General features: G+C 61.6%; 20 protein-coding genes. 12 read left to right on the top strand and 8 right to left on the bottom strand.

Annotated elements, in window-relative coordinates:
- Window positions 1–67: 67 nt before the first annotated feature.
- Window positions 68–2212, bottom strand: coding sequence for an ATP-dependent DNA helicase DinG (dinG, locus tag HU749_RS07400; RefSeq protein ID WP_186651650.1), 2145 nt, complete (start codon window positions 2210–2212; stop codon window positions 68–70).
- Between the two features lie 99 nt (window positions 2213–2311).
- Here dinG and HU749_RS07395 point away from each other — a divergent pair, with 99 nt between their 5' ends.
- Entirely contained in the window at window positions 2312–2776 is a 465-nt protein-coding gene (locus HU749_RS07395; protein WP_014336875.1) for a CopD family protein, read from the top strand.
- A 132-nt stretch (window positions 2777–2908) separates the two neighbouring features.
- On the opposite strand, the gene HU749_RS07390 is transcribed toward HU749_RS07395, so the two are convergent.
- From HU749_RS07390 to HU749_RS07375, 4 genes are all read right to left on the bottom strand, one after another.
- Window positions 2909–3667: a hypothetical protein gene (locus HU749_RS07390; protein ID WP_095962788.1), complete on the bottom strand. Its 759-nt coding sequence runs from the start codon at window positions 3665–3667 to the stop codon at window positions 2909–2911.
- Complete coding sequence (locus tag HU749_RS07385; protein ID WP_079303660.1) at window positions 3660–3932, bottom strand: DUF1145 domain-containing protein; 273 nt, start codon at window positions 3930–3932, stop codon at window positions 3660–3662. The genes HU749_RS07390 and HU749_RS07385 overlap by 8 nt, the downstream gene beginning before the upstream one ends.
- Before the next feature lie 145 nt (window positions 3933–4077).
- Complete coding sequence (locus tag HU749_RS07380) at window positions 4078–4803, bottom strand: PA1041 family peptidoglycan-binding anchor lipoprotein (RefSeq protein WP_003198431.1); 726 nt, start codon at window positions 4801–4803, stop codon at window positions 4078–4080.
- Between the two features lie 90 nt (window positions 4804–4893).
- Window positions 4894–5589 (bottom strand): PA1041 family peptidoglycan-binding anchor lipoprotein, encoded by a 696-nt coding sequence (locus tag HU749_RS07375; RefSeq protein ID WP_079303656.1) that lies wholly within the window; start codon window positions 5587–5589, stop codon window positions 4894–4896.
- A 191-nt stretch (window positions 5590–5780) separates the two neighbouring features.
- Here HU749_RS07375 and HU749_RS07370 point away from each other — a divergent pair, with 191 nt between their 5' ends.
- From HU749_RS07370 to HU749_RS07355, 4 genes are all read left to right on the top strand, one after another.
- Window positions 5781–6278 carry a DUF6231 family protein gene (locus HU749_RS07370; protein WP_014336870.1) on the top strand — a complete coding sequence of 166 codons (498 nt, stop codon included), beginning with the start codon at window positions 5781–5783 and terminating at the stop codon, window positions 6276–6278.
- Between the two features lie 2 nt (window positions 6279–6280).
- On the top strand, window positions 6281–6769 hold the full coding sequence (locus HU749_RS07365) for a YchJ family protein (protein ID WP_024619899.1): 489 nt from the start codon (window positions 6281–6283) through the stop codon (window positions 6767–6769).
- A gap of 69 nt (window positions 6770–6838) precedes the next feature.
- Window positions 6839–7324: an LEA/WHy family protein gene (locus HU749_RS07360; RefSeq protein WP_186651652.1), complete on the top strand. Its 486-nt coding sequence runs from the start codon at window positions 6839–6841 to the stop codon at window positions 7322–7324.
- 5 nt (window positions 7325–7329) lie between these two features.
- Window positions 7330–7533, top strand: a complete 204-nt coding sequence (locus tag HU749_RS07355; RefSeq protein ID WP_003198420.1) for an SEC-C metal-binding domain-containing protein — start codon at window positions 7330–7332, stop codon at window positions 7531–7533.
- Between the two features lie 158 nt (window positions 7534–7691).
- Here HU749_RS07355 and HU749_RS07350 read toward each other — a convergent pair whose 3' ends face one another.
- The gene (locus HU749_RS07350; RefSeq protein ID WP_046065452.1) at window positions 7692–8249 is read right to left on the bottom strand and encodes a cysteine hydrolase family protein; all 558 of its coding nucleotides are present in this window, start codon (window positions 8247–8249) and stop codon (window positions 7692–7694) included.
- A 208-nt stretch (window positions 8250–8457) separates the two neighbouring features.
- On the opposite strand from HU749_RS07350, the gene HU749_RS07345 reads away from it, so the two are divergent.
- The 6 genes from HU749_RS07345 to HU749_RS07320 all read left to right on the top strand — a co-directional run bounded on the left by HU749_RS07345 (window position 8458) and on the right by HU749_RS07320 (window position 15447).
- A complete protein-coding gene (locus HU749_RS07345) occupies window positions 8458–10908 on the top strand; it encodes a penicillin acylase family protein (RefSeq protein ID WP_186651654.1) in 2451 nt (816 codons plus the stop codon).
- 338 nt (window positions 10909–11246) lie between these two features.
- Window positions 11247–12029 (top strand): transporter substrate-binding domain-containing protein, encoded by a 783-nt coding sequence (locus HU749_RS07340; RefSeq protein WP_079303651.1) that lies wholly within the window; start codon window positions 11247–11249, stop codon window positions 12027–12029.
- 58 nt (window positions 12030–12087) lie between these two features.
- Window positions 12088–12816: an ABC transporter permease gene (locus tag HU749_RS07335; RefSeq protein WP_014336862.1), complete on the top strand. Its 729-nt coding sequence runs from the start codon at window positions 12088–12090 to the stop codon at window positions 12814–12816.
- Window positions 12813–13523, top strand: coding sequence for an ABC transporter permease (locus tag HU749_RS07330; protein WP_046064966.1), 711 nt, complete (start codon window positions 12813–12815; stop codon window positions 13521–13523). The genes HU749_RS07335 and HU749_RS07330 overlap by 4 nt, the downstream gene beginning before the upstream one ends.
- Window positions 13524–13550: 27 nt before the next feature.
- Window positions 13551–14669, top strand: coding sequence for a succinylglutamate desuccinylase/aspartoacylase family protein (locus HU749_RS07325; protein ID WP_095962784.1), 1119 nt, complete (start codon window positions 13551–13553; stop codon window positions 14667–14669).
- A gap of 13 nt (window positions 14670–14682) precedes the next feature.
- A complete protein-coding gene (locus HU749_RS07320) occupies window positions 14683–15447 on the top strand; it encodes an ABC transporter ATP-binding protein (RefSeq protein WP_046064968.1) in 765 nt (254 codons plus the stop codon).
- Window positions 15448–15949: 502 nt separating this feature from the next.
- Here the strand turns inward: HU749_RS07320 and HU749_RS07315 are convergent.
- Complete coding sequence (locus tag HU749_RS07315) at window positions 15950–16156, bottom strand: hypothetical protein (RefSeq protein WP_014336858.1); 207 nt, start codon at window positions 16154–16156, stop codon at window positions 15950–15952.
- Window positions 16157–16255: 99 nt separating this feature from the next.
- Window positions 16256–16822: a dCTP deaminase gene (dcd, locus tag HU749_RS07310; RefSeq protein WP_003184751.1), complete on the bottom strand. Its 567-nt coding sequence runs from the start codon at window positions 16820–16822 to the stop codon at window positions 16256–16258.
- Between the two features lie 354 nt (window positions 16823–17176).
- On the opposite strand from dcd, the gene HU749_RS07305 reads away from it, so the two are divergent.
- Window positions 17177–17386: a cold-shock protein gene (locus HU749_RS07305; protein ID WP_002554837.1), complete on the top strand. Its 210-nt coding sequence runs from the start codon at window positions 17177–17179 to the stop codon at window positions 17384–17386.
- Window positions 17387–17443: the final 57 nt, after the last annotated feature.

Below are 17443 nucleotides of genomic sequence, written 5' to 3'. Positions count from 1 at the left end.
GTACCTTCATCGCGGGCAAGCCTTGCTCCCACAAATACATTTGCCTCACCGTGAAGTTGCAGCAGCCTCAGGAAATCTCTCGCCGAAACGGCGGCAGCGCGTTGAGGATCGCCTTGCCGTAGCGCTGGGTCACCAGCCGCCGGTCGAGCAAGGTGATGGTGCCGCGGTCTTCTTCGGTGCGCAGCAAGCGGCCACACGCCTGGACCAGCTTCAGCGAAGCGTCCGGTACGGAGATTTCCATGAACGGGTTGCCGCCTCGGGCTTCGATCCACTCGGCCAGCGCGGCTTCCACCGGGTCATCGGGGACCGAGAATGGAATCTTGGCGATCACCACGTGCTCGCAATAGGCACCCGGCAAGTCCACGCCTTCGGCAAAACTCGCCAGGCCGAACAGCACGCTGGAATCCCCACCATCGACCCGCGCCTTGTGTTTGTTCAGGGTTTCCTGCTTCGACAGGTTGCCCTGGATGAACACCTGCTTGCGCCAGTCACGGTCGAGGCCGTCGAACACGTCCTGCATCTGTTTACGCGAGGAAAACAGCACCAGGGTGCCCCGTGAGCCTTCCACCAGTTCTGGCAGGTCGCGGATGATCGCCGCCGTGTGGGCGGCGGCATCCCGCGGGTCGGCCTTGAGGTCCGGCACCCGCAGCACGCCAGCATCGGCGTGATGGAAGGGGCTCGGGACCACGGCGGTCACGGATTTCTTCGGCAGGCCGGCGCGCATGCGGAAACGGTCGAACGTGCCCAGGGCGGTCAGCGTGGCGGAGGTTACCAGCGCGCCATAGGCCACGTTCCACAGGTTGCGACGCAGCATTTCCGCCGCCAGGATCGGGCTGGCATTGACCTCGATATCGAACAGCGAACCGCTTTCGGCCAGGGTCAGCCACCGCGCCATTGGCGGGTTGTCTTCCGGGTCTTCGGCGGTGAAGGCGGTCCACAGTTCCCAATTGCCTTGTGAGCGGGACAACAGGCTACCGAACAGCGGGTACCACTCTTCGGCCTGGTTGCTGGCGATACCGATGTTGACCTCGCCATCCATGCCTTCCTTGAGCAGGTCGGTCAGGCGCGTGAACAGGTCGGTCAGGCGCGCGAAACCTTTCTTGAGCTCGATGCCCATTTCGCGCATGTGCTCGGGGATCACCCCGCCGACAAACCGGTGGCGTGGCCGCTCGCGGCCCTCGACGTCTTCGCCGGGCTTGAAGTCGGCCACTTGCTCGCAAGCGGTGAACATGAACTGCTGGTTCGTCTTGATTTCCCGCGCCAGCTCCGGCACTTGCTCGATGAACTTGCCCAGGTCACCTGGCAATGGATGCTGGGCCAACAGTTTGGTGAGGTTCTTGGCGGTGGTTTCCAGCCAGTCGGCGGTGGAACGCAGCCGGGTGTAATGGGCGAAATGCCCGATGGCCTTGTCCGGCAGGTGATGGCCTTCGTCGAACACGTAGATCGTGTCGCGCGGGTCCGGCAGCACCGCACCGCCGCCCAGGGCCAGGTCAGCCAGGACCATGTCGTGGTTGGTGACGATGACGTCGACCTTGCCCATGCCTTCGCGGGCCTTGTAGAAGGCACACTGGCCGAAGTTCGGGCAATGGCGGTTGGTGCACTGGCTATGGTCGGTCGTCAGGCGGGACCAGTCGGCGTCTTCCAGGGCCGTGGACCAGCTGTCGCGGTCGCCGTCCCATTTATTGCCGGCCAGCTTCTCGATCATGCTGGTGAACAGCTTCTGACTGGCCTCATCGACTTCGATCTTGAAGCCTTCTTCTTCGAACAACTGGGCCGTGGCAGTCTGCGCGTGGCCTTCCTGGAGCAACATGTCGAGCTTGGACAGGCACATGTAGCGCCCACGGCCCTTGGCCAGCGCGAACGTGAAGTTCAGCCCGCTGTTGCGCATCAGGTCGGGCAGGTCCTTGTAGACGATCTGCTCCTGCAGGGCGACGGTGGCCGTGGCGATCACCAGGCGTTTGCCAGCGGCTTTGGCAGTGGGAATCGCCGCCAGGCTGTAGGCCACGGTCTTGCCGGTACCGGTGCCGGCCTCCACCGCCACGATGGCGGGCTCGCCACTGCGCCGGCCTTCGTCGTCGGTGTCGATGTCACCCAGGACTTTTGCCACTTCGGCAATCATCAGGCGCTGGCCATATCGCGGCTTGAGGCTCTTGGCTTCGAGAAAACGCGAATAGGCGCCCTGGATCGTGGTTTTGAGTTCGGTGCTGATCATGAATGGTCGGGCGCAAAAAACGCTGGATAAATTTTCAGTGGTTCGGATCGGCGGCTATCATACCCCGCTAATGAATCCTGCGCAGAACGGAGTAACCCAATGACACCCTTTGCCCTCGTCTACACCCTGCATTTACTGGCGGCCCTGGTCTGGGTCGGCGGCATGTTCTTCGCCTGGATGATCCTGCGCCCCGCCGCAATGACGGCGCTTGAGGGCCCTGCCCGGCTCAAGTTGTGGGTAGAAGTGTTTCAGCGTTTTTTTGTCTGGGTCTGGGTCGCGGTGGTGCTTTTACCGATCAGCGGTGTAGGCCTGATCCATATGCGCTTCGCCGGTTTCGAAACCGCGCCGCGGTATGTGCAAGTGATGATGGGGTTGTATGTGGTGATGACGGCGCTGTTTATCCGCATCCAGGCCCTGCAACTGCCGACATTGCGTAACGCCGTGACGGCGCAGGACTGGCCGGCGGGTGCGGCGGTGCTGGGGAAGATTCGCAGGCTGGTAGGGATCAACCTGTTGATCGGGTTGCTGGTGGTGGCGATTGGCGCGGCGCGACCGATGTTCTGAAAAAATCGGCGGCATCACACAGAACCTGTGGGAGCGGGCTTGCTCGCGAAGGCGGTGGGTCAGTCAATGCTGATTAACCTGACACGCCCTCTTCGCGAGCAAGCCCGCTCCCACATTAGGTTCGTCATACGTTCAGAACCGCTGCACCGTCACCACCCCCGCCGCTCCAGCAGGCCCTGGCTGGCCATCGGCGCCAGGACGGCCGTTTTTGCCGCCGTCGGCGGTATAGACCAGGCAGCCCTTGGCCTTGCCCCCCGCCCCAGGCTTGCCGCCAGGACCCGCCGCGCCACCGGCTCCGCCATCCACCAGCACTTTGATCTGCTCGGCAGGATAGGCGTTGGGCAGTTCAAGGCGTACCAGCGCACCGGCCGCGCCCGGCTGGCCATCGCTGCCATTGCTGCCGTCGGCCCCGCGACCGGCCGAACCCCAGGTGCAGCCCGGCGCCTGGCCATTGGCACCGTCAAGGCCGACGAAACCCGGCGCACCGGCACCACCGCGGGCATCCACCGACAACAGCGGCGCATTCAACGCCTTGAACTGCAGGTTGAGATCACGCCCCGGCCGCGCCGCCTTGGTGTAGGTACCCGGTGCGCCGCGTGACGTGATCTGACTGCCCTCGGCCAGCTCAGCCTGGGCCACTTTCATGGCCAATACCTGCTGCGCCGGCACGATGGCGATCCGCGCCTCGCGCCCCAGGTGCAATTGGTCGATGGTCAGTTCCGTGACATTGGAAGGCACCAGCAGCGTGCCGTAATCGGCCACGTCCAGGCGTTCCAGGGTCAGCGTGCTGGTGGTGTTGGGCAGGCGCATCAACGAATGGCCTTCGACCTGGAGCACCTGGGCTGAAGCCCACGGGCATACGAGTGCGGCAAGCAGACACAATTTACGCATGGGAAGCCTCTGGCGCGGTCGGGAGGGTTTTCAGGTGGAAGATGCCGAACAGCAGCACTCTGAGGCGATCACGGCCAGGCGCGGGGCGGCCACGGAAACTGGCCCTGAACAACAGCAGTTCCAGCAGATGGAGCACCAGCAAAAACGCGCCGGCGACATTGACCAGCAGATGCAGCGGATGGACGAACGGCACGACCAGATTGACCAGTACCACCAGCCAGAACAGCAGGGTCAGCAAGCGCCCCAGCCCCCAAAACACCTTCATACGCCCCCCTGATCGGGAATTATTCTTTGCGCGCACAGTAACGGCTTGCGCGCAGGATAAGCCAGAGGGCCAGGCAAATTTAATCTAACCTGAGCCCCGGCCCCCGGATCGCCTTACTGACGACCCGGCAGCCCTGGCCCGAGCCTCAACGCTGGATATGCAGTTCAACCCGACGGTTCTGCGCCCGCCCTTCGTCGGTCTCATTGTCGGCCACCGGCTCGCTTTCGCCTTTGCCTTCGCTAGTGAGTTTGTCCGGGGCCAGCCCCTGGGTCAGCAAATACTCCACGACGCTGCTGGCCCGACGTTCAGACAGCCCCTGGTTATAGGCATCACTGCCGACACTGTCGGTGTGACCCACGACCCGGATGCTGGCGACATTGGCATGGCTGAGCTTGCCCATCAGCCCATCGAGCTGGCTTCGAGCTTCTGCGGTGAGATCGGACTTGTCGAAATCGAACAGTACCTTGCCGGCGTCGTTGAGGGTGATGACCTCGCTAGCCGGTGCTTCAGGCTCCACGGGTGGGGCGCTGGCCGGGTATTGCGGCACAGGGCAACCGTGATGTTCGACAGGGGTATTGGCCGGCGTATCGGGACAACGGTCGCGGCGGTCGAACACCCCGTCGTCGTCTTCATCACCATCCTGGGCATAGCAGATCAAGCCACCGCCCAGCAGCCCCAGTGCGGCGCCGCCAGCGGCCCAGCCACTGCTTTCAATGGCCCCCAACCCGCCGCCAACCAAGCCGCCGATCAGGCTACAGATTGGCCAGGTGCGTTGATTGAGAGGTGCGCTACCGTCGCTGTGAGTGGCGCAACCGGACAACAGACTGCTCGCCAGCAGTACCGGTAAGGCGGCCCTGATTAGAACGTTCATGGTGAAGGCTCCTGTGTCACCGGCCCATACCGGTCACACAGGAGTAAAGACCCGCATCCGCAACTCTACAAGCCGCGGATGGCAAGGGTTTCAGCGGTTTATCTTGATTTCCGTGCGACGGTTCATCGCGCGGCCGTCGGCGGTCTTGTTATCGGCCACCGGCTGGCTCTCTCCGGCGCCGGACACCGAGACAAAACTGGCACGCGGTACGCCGTTTTCGACCAGGTATTGCACCACCGAGTTGGCCCGTTTCTCCGACAACCGTTGGTTATAGGCATCGCTGCCGACACTGTCGGTATGGCCGGTGACCCGTAGTTGCGCGGTGGACGTTTCCTGTTTCAGCCGGGTGGCGACCGTGCTCAGTACATCCATGTCGGCCGGGGTCAGCGTGGCTTTGTTGAACTCGAAGTGCACATCGCGGATCACGATGGTTTCTTCCTGGACCACCACGGCCTCTTCAACCACTGGCGCTGGAACAGGTGGCGGGCAGCCGTCAGCATCGACCTGTACGCCCTTCGGCGTGCCCGGGCACTTGTCGCGACTGTCCGGCACACCATCGCCATCTTCGTCGCCATCGCCGTGCACCCAGCAATAAGCTGCCGCCATGCCGCCAACGTACAGCGCGCCGCCGCCAGCCCAAGAAGTACTTTCTATGGCGCCTAATCCCGCACCGATCGCACCGCCGACTGCCGCACAGGTCGGCCAGTCGGTTTTCTGCAAACCTGCACAACCAGTCAACACACTGGTTAGCAGAACCAGGGGTAACGCTGTCCGAACTATGCTCATCGGGTTTCTCCTTGAGGGATCGGCTTTGCGCCGATTCAGGGGAGTAAAGACCCGTCTTCGAATCTGCGCCAGCCTGAGCAATCGCGGGTTTTCGCCCCGTGTTTGCGACGTTTGCGCACATTCTGGGACAAACCGCTCTAGGCCACGATGTCCGGGCAGGCTATCGTGGTGGTTCTGACTGAGGAACTTCGATGACCGTTGCCATTTCTTCGCGTACGCCCCAGCAAGCCCTGGCGGCCGTGCTTGACCGTTATGCCCCACAAACACTGCTGCTGATCGGTGCCAGCGACTTTCCCGCACTCGAAGCATTCCAGCAGGCCCACCCCGACACCGAAGTGATCCACGCCGGCCCCGGCGCGCTGCCGGCGGACGTGGCGGCGCGGCGTTTTGACCTGGCCCTGGCGCTCGATTGCCTGGAGCATTTGCCCAAACGCGAGGGTCTGAACCTGTTGGGTGGTATTCGCAATCTCAACGCCAGCCGCATCGCCGTGCTGGCAGACCTCAACGCCTGTGGCTGGCAAGAGACGGACTTTTTTTCCCTGGCCCTGCAAGCCAGCGAACGATTCCAGCGTGAAGATCAGGTGTTGACCCTGTTCACCTACGATCTGCTTGAATACAAACAAGTCCCCGACTGGCTCAACTCGCGCTTTTGGGCCAACCCGGAAAACTTTGGAAAATATTGGTGGTAACCGTGAACACAAGCCCGCACACACCCATTTGCCCCTGCGGCAGTGGCAACTCACTGGACGCCTGCTGCGGCCACTACCACGACGGTCACCCGGCGCCCTGCGCCGAAGCCTTGATGCGCTCGCGCTATAGCGCCTATGTGCTGGGCCTGGTGGATTATCTGGTCGCCACCACCCTGCCCGCCCAGCAGCAAGGCCTTGATCGCCAGTCTATCAGCGAGTGGAGCGCCAACAGCACCTGGTTGGGGCTGGACGTGGAAAGCAGCGAAGTGTTCGGCGGTCAACCGGAACACGCCTTTGTCACGTTCACGGCACGCTGGCACGACGGCCAGGGCGAGCATAGTCACCGTGAACAGTCCTCGTTCGTGCAGAACACCGGGCGCTGGTACTTCATCGACCCGACCGTGCCGGTCAAGACAGGCCGCAATGACGGCTGTCCGTGCGGAAGCGGGCACAAATTCAAGAAGTGCTGCGCCGGCTACTTCAATCGTTGATTTCGCCAATGTCCGACGCTCATCCATCGGCCCAGAGGGCTAGACTGGGGGTAAACCAGAGGCACGGACATGACCCCTCCATCATTCTTGCTACGCATCACCTGCCTGCTGCTGCTCGTCGGGCTCGGCGGCTGTGCGTCCTGGCAAGGTGAAGAAGCCCCTGAACCAAAGGTGCATCTGGTCAAGGTCGAGGTGGTGCGGGCCAGACTGCTGGAGCAGAAGTTCATGCTGCACTTTCGCGTCGACAACCCCGGCGACAGCGACCTGACCGTTCGCGGCCTGACCTACCGCATCCACCTGGGCGACCTGTTGCTGACAGAAGGTGAGCATGAACACTGGTTCACCGTGCGCCCCCGGCACAGCGCCTATTTCAAAGTGCCGATCCGCACCAACCTGTGGCCGCAGGTGCGGGACGTGGTGAAGTTGCTGGAAAAACCCCGTGAACAGATCCCCTATCGTCTGGAAGGTGAGCTGGAAACCGGATTATTCATCGCCGACTACGTGCACCTGGAACGCAATGGCGTGATAATCGCCGCCGATTTTATTGCGGAGTAACCTCGATGACCCAACAACCCCACGTCCATGGCCCTGATTGCAACCACGATCACGACCATCATCACGATCATGACCACGGCCATGTCCACGGTCCGAACTGCGGCCACGCCCACCAGGAACCGGTGCGCAACGCCCTGAAGGATGTCGGCCGCAACGATCCTTGCCCATGCGGCAATGGCAAGAAATTCAAGAAGTGCCACGGGGCTTGAGGGGCCGGGCGAAAAAGTTTTTCGCCGGTTAGACCGTCATCGCGAGCAAGCTCGCTCCCACAGGGGATTTGCGGTGAGGCGATATTTAATGATCGCCGAAGAATCAATGTGGGAGCGAGCTCGCTCGCGATGAGGCCGGTACATTCACTGCTTATGTATCAGCCCGCCTGCAGAATCCGCTTCACATCGACCACCGTCGCATACTCGCCATGCAAGTTGCCCAGGGACATGGCATGCACCTCGGCAGCCGAACGGGCGTTACCGAAGTAATCGCTCTTGTCGAAGGTAAAGCAGGCATCCTCGACCACCCACGTGTCGAATCCCAGGTTGCCGGCCGTACGCGCCGTGGACTCCACCGAGTTGTGCGTCGCCACGCCGACGATCACCAGTTGCCCGACGCCCGCCCTGCGCAGGTCTTCCTCCAGGCGCGTGCCACTGAACGCATCCGGCACCTGTTTTTGCACCAGCCATTCCCCCGCCAGCGGCTCGAACCGTGGCTGGACCTCCACGCCCGACTGCCCCGGCCAGAACACCGAGTCCGGCGAGCGGGACAAATGGTGGACGTGAATCACCGGTCGCGCCGTGTGTCGCCATAAAGCCAGTAGCTCCAGCATGCGCAGCTCTGCCTCGGGATTGTTGCGAGGGCCGAGCCTGGGATGAAGGATGCCTTTTTGTTGATCGATGAGGATCAGCGCTGCGTTGTGATGTAGCTCCATGCCAGTTTTCTCTTGTTCAGTCATTGGGTCCCCCTCCACTTTGAGCATCAGGGCTTCTTTCAGGCAAGTCTTTGGGCAGGCTACCCCCGTAAACCGGGGTTTCATCGCCAAATCAACAAATAACCCTCGCCCCCGCTTGCGCGGCCCCCGCCTGCTCACTAACGTAGCGCCTTTATTGGTGCCACCCCCCTCCCGCAGGAGCTTTGCCATGGCCTCGCCAGCCTCTATTTCCCTTATCCCCCGGCTCGGCGTTGCCGCCGCAGTGGCCAGTGTGCTCGGTTTGAGCGGATGCCAGACCTGGAATGCCCAGGACACTGTCCCACCGACTTCCGGTGTGCAACCGCTCAAGGGGCTGGCGCAGAACGTCTCGGTCCGGCGCAATGCCACGGGCATGCCGCTGATCGAAAGCAACAGCTTCCATGACGCCCTGTTCACCCTCGGCTACGTCCACGCCAGCGATCGCATCACCCAGATGGTCACCCTGCGCCTGCTGGCCCAGGGGCGGCTGGCAGAGATGTCCGGCGCCGAACGGCTGGACGTCGACCGCTACATGCGCGCCGTCAACCTGAAGAAAAACGCCGACGAGCTGTACAAGGCGTCTTCGCCACGGCTCAAGCGTTTCTTCGAAGTCTATGCCCGCGGCGTCAACGCCTACCTGTTCCGCTATCGCGACAAGTTGCCGTCGGACCTGGCCGCCACCGGTTACAAACCCGAATACTGGAAACCGGAAGACTCGGCGCTGATGTTCTGCCTGCTGAATTTCAGCCAGTCGGCCAACCTGCCGGAAGAAATCGCCAGCCTGGTGCTGGCCCAGACCGTCACCAACGACAAGCTCGCCTGGCTGAACCCGTCCTATCCGGACGAACCACTGCCCGTGGCCGAGGCCGACAAACTCCAGGGCTTGCGGCTCAACGGCCAGATTCCGGGCCTGAACGAGATCAGCAAGGCCACCAGTCAGTTGGCCGGGCTGAACCTCTTGAGCGCTGCGTCTTCGAGTAACTGGGCCATCGCGCCGCAACGCAGCCGCAGTGGCAAAAGCCTGCTGGCCAGCGACAGCCATGGGCCGCTGGGCATGCCGGGGCTGTGGAGCCCCGTACAGATCCGCGCGCCCAAGTACCAGGCGGCCGGGGTTTCCGTGGCGGGCATCCCGATGATCCTGGCCGGGTTCAACGGCAAAGTGGCCTGGAGCATGACCAGCGTGCTGGGGGACAACCAGGACCTGTTCCTGGAAAAAATCCGCCGCCAGGGCAACAGCCTGTCCTATGAGGTCAACGGCAAATGGCAGCCGGCGATCGTGCGCAACGAAACCTACTTCATCAAAGGCCAGCGGCCGATTCGTGAAGCGGTGTTCGAGACCCGCCACGGCCCGCTGCTCAACAGCGCCCAGGGCCCGGCGATGGCCAACGGCTTTGGCCTGGCCTTGCAGACGCCGAACTTGAGCGACGACAAGACCCTGGATGCGTTCTTCGACCTGTCCCGGGCACAGAACGTCGAGAAAGCCTCCGACGCCAGCCGGGAAATCCGCGCCATGGCCGTGAACCTGGTATTTGCCGACGCCAGCCATATCGGTTGGCAAGTCACCGGTCGCTATCCAAACCGCCGTGAAGGCGAAGGCCTGTTGCCGTCGCCGGGCTGGGACGGTCGCTACGATTGGGACGGTTACGCCGACCCCATGCTGCACCCCTACGATCAGGACCCGGCCCAGGGCTGGCTCGGCACCGCCAACCAGCGGGTCATTCCCCACGGCTATGGCATGCAGCTGTCCAACTCCTGGGCCGCACCGGAGCGCGGCGAACGCATGGCCGAACTGGCCGGCGCGGGCAAGCACGACACCCGCAGCCTGACCGCCATGCAATACGACCAGGGCACGACCTTCGCGGCCAAGCTCAAGAAAGTTTTCGAGGCACCGGGCATGGCCCAGCCGCTCAAACAGGCGATCGAAGCCCTGCCGATGGCTGACCGGGCCAAGGCCCACGAGGCCTATACCCGCTTGATGGCATTCGATGGCCGGCTCAGCCCGACCTCCACCGACGCGGCGATCTATGAGCTGTTCCTGCAGGAAAGCATGAAGCAGATTTTCCTCGACGAGCTGGGCCCGGACAGCAGCCCGGCGTGGCAGGCGCTGGTTGCCAACGGCCAATTGTCCTACTCGGCCCAGGCCGATCATCTGCTGGGGCGTGAAGACAGCCCGTTCTGGGACGATGTGCGCACACCCCAGAAAGAAGACAAGGCCGTCATTCTCGCCCGCAGCCTGGCCGCCACCATCGGCGCCGGTGAAAGCCAGTTGGGCGGTGACCACAAGGCTTGGCAGTGGGGCAAGTTGCATCGCTACGCATGGAAGAACAGCTCCGGCCAGATCGTACGCGGCCCGCTGCCGGCCGGTGGCGACGCCAGCACGCTCAACACCGCAGCGTTCGCTGGGGGGCAGGATTTCAACACCACCCTGGCGCCAGCCATGCGCTTTATCGTCGACTTCGGCCAGCCTGAACCGTTGATGATCCAGGACGGTGCCGGCCAATCCGGCAACCCGGTCAGCCCGAACTATGCCAATGGCATCGATCCGTGGATCAAGGGGCAGTACCAGAGCCTGCCGTTGCAATCGCAGAATTTCGATCGGGCCTATGGCAAGACGCGGTTGACGTTGGTGCCTGGCAAATAACTGCAGGCTGTTCTGCTTTCCTGTGGCGAGGGAGCTTGCTCCCGCTCGGGCGCGCCAGCGCCCGCAAATAAAGGGGCCGCTTCGCAGCCCAGCGGGAGCAAGCTCCCTCGCCACATGTGTTTTACCCAGTAGAGCGCGCGCCATCCTGGTGCATTTTTTGATGTACGCTCATCCCCGCGCACCATCGCATTCCGCTGCCTGCCGCCGAAGCTTTTAAAACACTTGTTCGGCACTCTGGTTCGGAAATTGCTACCTTTATGCCGTCATACCGTTCTCGCCTTCACCGGTAACAATACTTACGCGCCACAAGCGCTCATATTGGTTTTAGGGATTGAATAATGAAAAAAGCACTGCTGACCCTTTCTGCACTGGCGTTGTGCATGGCTGCTGGCGTCGCCACGGCCAAGGAATACAAGGAACTGCGTTTTGGTGTCGACCCTTCCTACGCCCCGTTTGAGTCCAAGGCCGCCGACGGCAGCCTGGTCGGTTTCGACATCGATCTGGGCAATGCGATCTGCGAAGAGCTGAAGGTCAAATGCAAATGGGTCGAAAGCGATTTCGACGGCATGATCCCGGGCCTCAAGGCCAATAAATTCGACGGCGTGATCTCCTCCATGACCGTTACCCCGGCCCGTGAAAAAGTCATCGACTTCTCCAGCGAACTGTTCTCCGGCCCAACCGCCTATGTATTCAAGAAGGGCTCGGGCCTGAGCGAAGACGTTGCCTCGCTCAAAGGCAAGACCGTCGGCTACGAGCAAGGCACCATCCAGGAAGCCTACGCCAAGGCCGTGCTGGACAAGGCTGGCGTCAAGACCCAGGCCTATCAGAACCAGGACCAGGTCTACTCCGACCTGACCTCGGGTCGCCTTGATGCCGCGATCCAGGACATGCTCCAGGCTGAGCTGGGCTTCCTGAAATCGCCAAAAGGCGAAGGCTATGAAGTCAGCAAGCCGGTGGACAGCGAACTGCTGCCATCCAAGACCGCCATCGGCATCCAAAAGGGTAACAAAGAGCTGAAGGCCCTTTTAGATAAAGGTATCAAAGCGTTACACGACGACGGCAAGTACGCCGAGATCCAGAAAAAACACTTTGGCGATCTGAATCTGTACAGCGGCAAATAATGCGCTGCGCCCATCCGGTCTCGGATGGGCGCTTTTCTCCTGCCAAAGGCTTTCTTCCATGTTCGAACAACTCCTACAAAATCTGGGGCTCTCTGCCTTCAGCCTGCAGGGCTTTGGCCCGCTGCTGATGCAAGGCACCTGGATGACCATCAAGCTGTCGGCCCTGTCCCTGTTGTTGAGCGTCTTGCTCGGCCTGTTGGGCGCCAGCGCCAAGCTGTCCAGCGTCAAACTGCTGCGAATCCCTGCCCAGCTCTACACCACGCTGATCCGTGGCGTGCCGGACCTGGTGCTGATGCTGCTGATCTTCTACAGCCTGCAAACCTGGCTGACCTCGTTTACCGACTTCATGGAATGGGAATACATCGAGATCAACCCATTCGGCGCCGGGGTGATCACCCTGGGCTTCATCTATGGCGCGTACTTCACCGAAACCTTTCGCGGCGCGATCCTCTCGGTCCCCCGGGGCCAGGTCGAAGCCGCCACGGCCTACGGCCTCAAGCGTGGCCAGCGCTTTCGCTTCGTGGTGTTTCCACAAATGATGCGCTTCGCCCTGCCGGGTATCGGCAACAACTGGATGGTAATGCTCAAGGCCACCGCGCTGGTGTCGATCATCGGCCTGGCCGACCTGGTCAAGGCGGCCCAGGATGCGGGCAAGAGCACCTACCAATTGTTTTACTTCCTGGTACTGGCGGCATTGATCTATTTGCTGATCACCAGCGCGTCCAACGTCATCCTGCGCTGGCTTGAACGCCGTTACGCCGCCGGCGCCCGGGAGGCGGTGCGATGATCGAACTTCTGCAAGAATACTGGCGGCCGTTCCTTTACAGCGATGGCGTCAACGTCACGGGCCTGGCGATGACCCTGTGGCTGCTCAGCGCCTCGCTGCTGATCGGTTTCGTGGTGTCGATCCCGCTGTCCATCGCCCGGGTTTCGCCCAAGTTCTACGTCCGCTGGCCGGTGCAGTTCTACACCTACCTGTTCCGGGGCACGCCGCTCTATATCCAGTTACTGATCTGCTACACCGGCATCTACAGCATCGAGGCGGTGCGCGCCCAACCCATGCTCGACAGCTTCTTTCGCGATGCGATGAACTGCACGATCCTGGCCTTCGCCTTGAACACCTGCGCCTACACCACGGAGATTTTCGCCGGGGCGATTCGCAGCATGAACCATGGCGAAGTGGAAGCAGCCAAGGCCTACGGCCTGACCGGTTGGAAGCTGTACACCTACGTGATCATGCCGTCGGCGCTGCGCCGCTCGCTGCCGTATTACAGCAACGAAGTCATCTTGATGCTGCACTCGACGACCGTGGCATTCACCGCTACCGTTCCAGACGTGCTGAAAGTCGCCCGGGACGCCAACTCGGCGACGTTCCTGACGTTCCAGTCGTTCGGGATCGCCGCGTTGATCTACCTGACCGTCACCTTTGCACTGGTAGGCCTCTTCCGCCTCGCCGAACGCCGCTGGCTGGCCTTTCTCGGGCCGACCCACTAGGGCTTTTGTTCCAGGACACACACGCACATGCGCCACCAGATCCATGACCTGCTGGCCCCGGTACCGGGGACCGCACGCAAGATCCACAGCTTCCACTTCGGCCCGGAAAAAGCCGTCGGCAAAATTTATATCCAGGCGTCCCTGCACGCCGATGAACTGCCGGGCATGCTGGTCGCCTGGCACCTCAAGCAACGCCTGGCCGAACTCGAAGCGTCGGGCCACCTGCGGCACGAGATCGTGCTGGTGCCCGTCGCCAACCCCATCGGCCTCGAACAAGTGCTGATGGACGTGCCCCTGGGCCGCTACGAAACCGAGAGTGGGCAGAATTTCAACCGCCGTTTCGTCGACCTGAGCGAAGAAATCGGCAACGAAATCCAGGACCTGCTCACCGACGATCCGCAGCACAACCTGATGCTGATCCGTACCAGCCTGCGCGATGCCCTCGCCCGACAGACCCCAGGCACGCAATTGCAATCCCTGCGCCTGGCCCTGCAGCGGCTGGCCTGCGACGCCGACATGGTGCTGGACCTGCATTGCGACTTCGAAGCCGTGGCCCACCTCTACACCACACCCGAAGCCTGGCCACAGGTCGAACCGCTGGCCCGCTACATCGGCGCCGAAGCCTGCCTGCTGGCGACCGATTCGGGCGGCCAGTCGTTCGACGAATGCTTCACCCTGCTCTGGTGGCAACTCAAGGAACGCTTCGGCGAACGCTTCGAGATTCCCCTGGGCAGCTTTTCGGTCACCGTGGAGCTGCGCGGCCAGGGTGACGTCAACCACGGTCTGGCGAGCCTCGACTGCCAGGCCTTGATCCAATACCTGATCCGCTTCGGCGCCATCGACGGCGAACCGATGCCAATGCCCAAGCTGCCCTACCCGGCCACGCCGCTGGCCGCTGTCGAGCCGGTGGCGACGCCCGTGGGTGGTTTGCTGGTCTACAGCGCCCTGCCCGGCGAATACCTGGAGGCGGGGCAACTGATCGCGCAAGTCATCGACCCGGTCAACGACACCGTCACCCCCGTTCATTGCCGTAACGCCGGGCTGCTGTACGCCCGTTCGCTGCGCCGCATGGCCACGGCCGGCATGGTGATCGCCCATGTCGCCGGCACCGAAGCCTACCGCAGCGGCTACCTACTTTCGCCTTGAGGATGCATGCTCCATGTACAAACTGACCATCGAAGGCCTGCACAAAAGCTATGGCGAACATAAAGTGCTCAAGGGCGTTTCGCTCAAGGCCAAGACCGGCGACGTCATCAGCCTCATCGGCGCCAGCGGCTCAGGCAAAAGTACCTTTTTGCGCTGCATCAACTTCCTGGAACAACCCAATGACGGCGCCATGAGCCTGGACGGCCAGCCGATCCGGATGATCAAGGACCGCCACGGCATGCACGTGGCCGACGCCGACGAACTGCAACGCCTGCGCACGCGCCTGGCCATGGTGTTCCAGCACTTCAACCTGTGGAGCCACATGAGCGTGCTGGAGAACATCACCATGGCGCCACGCCGGGTGTTGGGTGTGAGCAAGCAGGAAGCGGATGACCGCGCCCGGCGTTACCTCGACAAGGTCGGCTTGCCGGCACGCGTCGCCGAGCAGTACCCGGCGTTCCTCTCCGGCGGTCAGCAACAGCGGGTGGCCATTGCCCGCGCCCTGGCGATGGAGCCCGAGGTGATGCTGTTCGACGAACCCACCTCGGCCCTGGACCCGGAGCTGGTGGGCGAAGTGCTGAAGGTGATCCAGGGCCTGGCTGAGGAAGGCCGGACCATGATCATGGTGACCCACGAGATGAGCTTCGCCCGCAAAGTCTCGAACCAGGTGCTGTTCCTGCACCAGGGCCTGGTGGAAGAAGAAGGCAGGCCGGAAGACGTGTTGGGCAATCCCACCAGCGAACGGCTCAAGCAGTTTCTCAGTGGCAACCTGAAATAAATTTCGGACTCCCCTGAAAAGGAGGCGCCAGGCGCCAATGCCTGTCAGTTAGGAACAAACGGCATAAATCCTGTGGGAGCAAAGCTTGCTCGCGATAGCAGCAGAGTCGCCAATATCTTAGTCGGCTGGCTTACCGCAATCGCGAGCAAGCTTTGCTCCCACGGGTTTGCTGCTTAACTGACTGGCATTCGGCGCCAAGCGCTGCTTTTGTGGCGAGGGAGCTTGCTCCCGCTGGAGGCGCAGCCTCCCCTTGCAGCGTGTCATCCAGATCCAGGGGGCCGCTTCGCAGCCCAGCGGGAGCAAGCTCCCTCGCCACAAAAGCACGCTCGCCACGATATCTTGCATAAAACCTTTTGCATCCCGCCGTGGTCACTGGAGAAGGACTGCCGGAGCGCACACGGCAGGCATGGCGACATCCAACAACTTCACAAATCAGTGATTCAGTACCTATAACGAAATATGGCCCGTGGCCTGAAAAAAACAGGCCACGGGCCATGTTTCATCAGGCAACAGGCGCAGGAGGCGGCTCGTCCGGCAGGGTGGGTTCGCCGGGTTCGGTAGGCTGTTCGTTGGGGGTATCGGGATCGGGTTGGCCGGGGATGCCGCCCGCCGCTTCGACAGGATGGGCCAGCAATGACCAGGCCATGACGCCGATCTGATTGGGCTCAAGCTTGGCCAGTTCGGCACTGATTCGCGGATCGATCTTCATAGAGCAACTCCTGGGCGAAGCCCGTTGCGCTGACGCAAAAACGGGCAGTACACGCAATAGAGTGTCTGCCCGCCCAGGAATTCCAACAGTTCGTCAGAATCAGGTACGCGGTAGCGTCACACCGCGCTGGCCCTGGTACTTGCCGCCGCGATCCTTGTAGGACACTTCGCATTCTTCATCGGATTCAAGGAACAGCATCTGCGCCACACCCTCGTTGGCGTAGATCTTCGCCGGCAGGGTCGTGGTGTTGGAAAATTCCAGGGTCACGTGACCTTCCCACTCGGGTTCCAGCGGCGTGACGTTGACGATGATGCCGCAACGGGCGTAGGTGCTCTTGCCCAGGCAGATGGTCAGTACGTTGCGCGGAATGCGGAAGTACTCGACGGTGCGGGCCAGGGCGAAGGAGTTCGGCGGGATGATGCAAACGTCGCTCTTGACGTCGACGAAGCTCTTCTCGTCGAAGTTCTTCGGGTCGACGGTAGCCGAATTGATATTGGTGAACACCTTGAATTCGTCGGCGCAGCGCACGTCGTAGCCGTAGCTGGAGACACCGAAGGAGATCAGCCGGTCGGCGCCTTCGCCACGCATCTGGCGTTCGACGAAGGGCTCGATCATGCCGTGCTCTTGCGCCATGCGGCGAATCCACTTGTCCGATTTGATGCTCATGGCGGTTTCCTGAAATAGCGAGGTGGAAAAAATACGTCCGGCATCTTACCGGGGCGCGGGGCCGGGTTCCAAGCACGGCGCGCAAATCTCGCCGATCCACCTTGATTTCCGGGTCCTGCCGGCCATCGCCCGCGCCGTCAGTCACCAAATAAGAGAAACCTTCGCAAAGACCATTGGCACATTCTGGAAAAAGGGTTAAGGTGGCGCCACTGTGTTGCTTGTGTCACTGAGAATCTCTACACGATATGTTGAATTTCGATCCAACCATCTACAAGAATTTTTCCTGCTCTTTGCACTCAGTCTCGGCCAGGGTTCTTCCTGAGTCGCAGTTATCTTTGTTCAAGGAGTTACACCATGTCTAATCGCCAAACCGGTACCGTTAAGTGGTTCAACGATGAAAAAGGCTTCGGCTTCATCACCCCACAATCCGGTGACGACCTGTTCGTTCACTTCAAAGCTATCCAATCCGACGGCTTCAAAAGCCTGAAAGAAGGCCAACAGGTTTCTTTCATCGCTACCCGCGGTCAGAAAGGCATGCAAGCTGAAGAAGTTCAAGTTATCTAACTTGTCCTTGCTTTAGTAAAAGGCCCCGCCCTCAAAAAGCGGGGCTTTTTTGTGCCT

It is taken from the genome of Pseudomonas ogarae (assembly GCF_014268695.2).
Lineage (GTDB): Bacteria > Pseudomonadota > Gammaproteobacteria > Pseudomonadales > Pseudomonadaceae > Aquipseudomonas > Aquipseudomonas kilonensis.
Note: the sequence above shows the minus strand (reverse complement) of the source record. Positions and strands in the feature narration are given on the sequence as shown.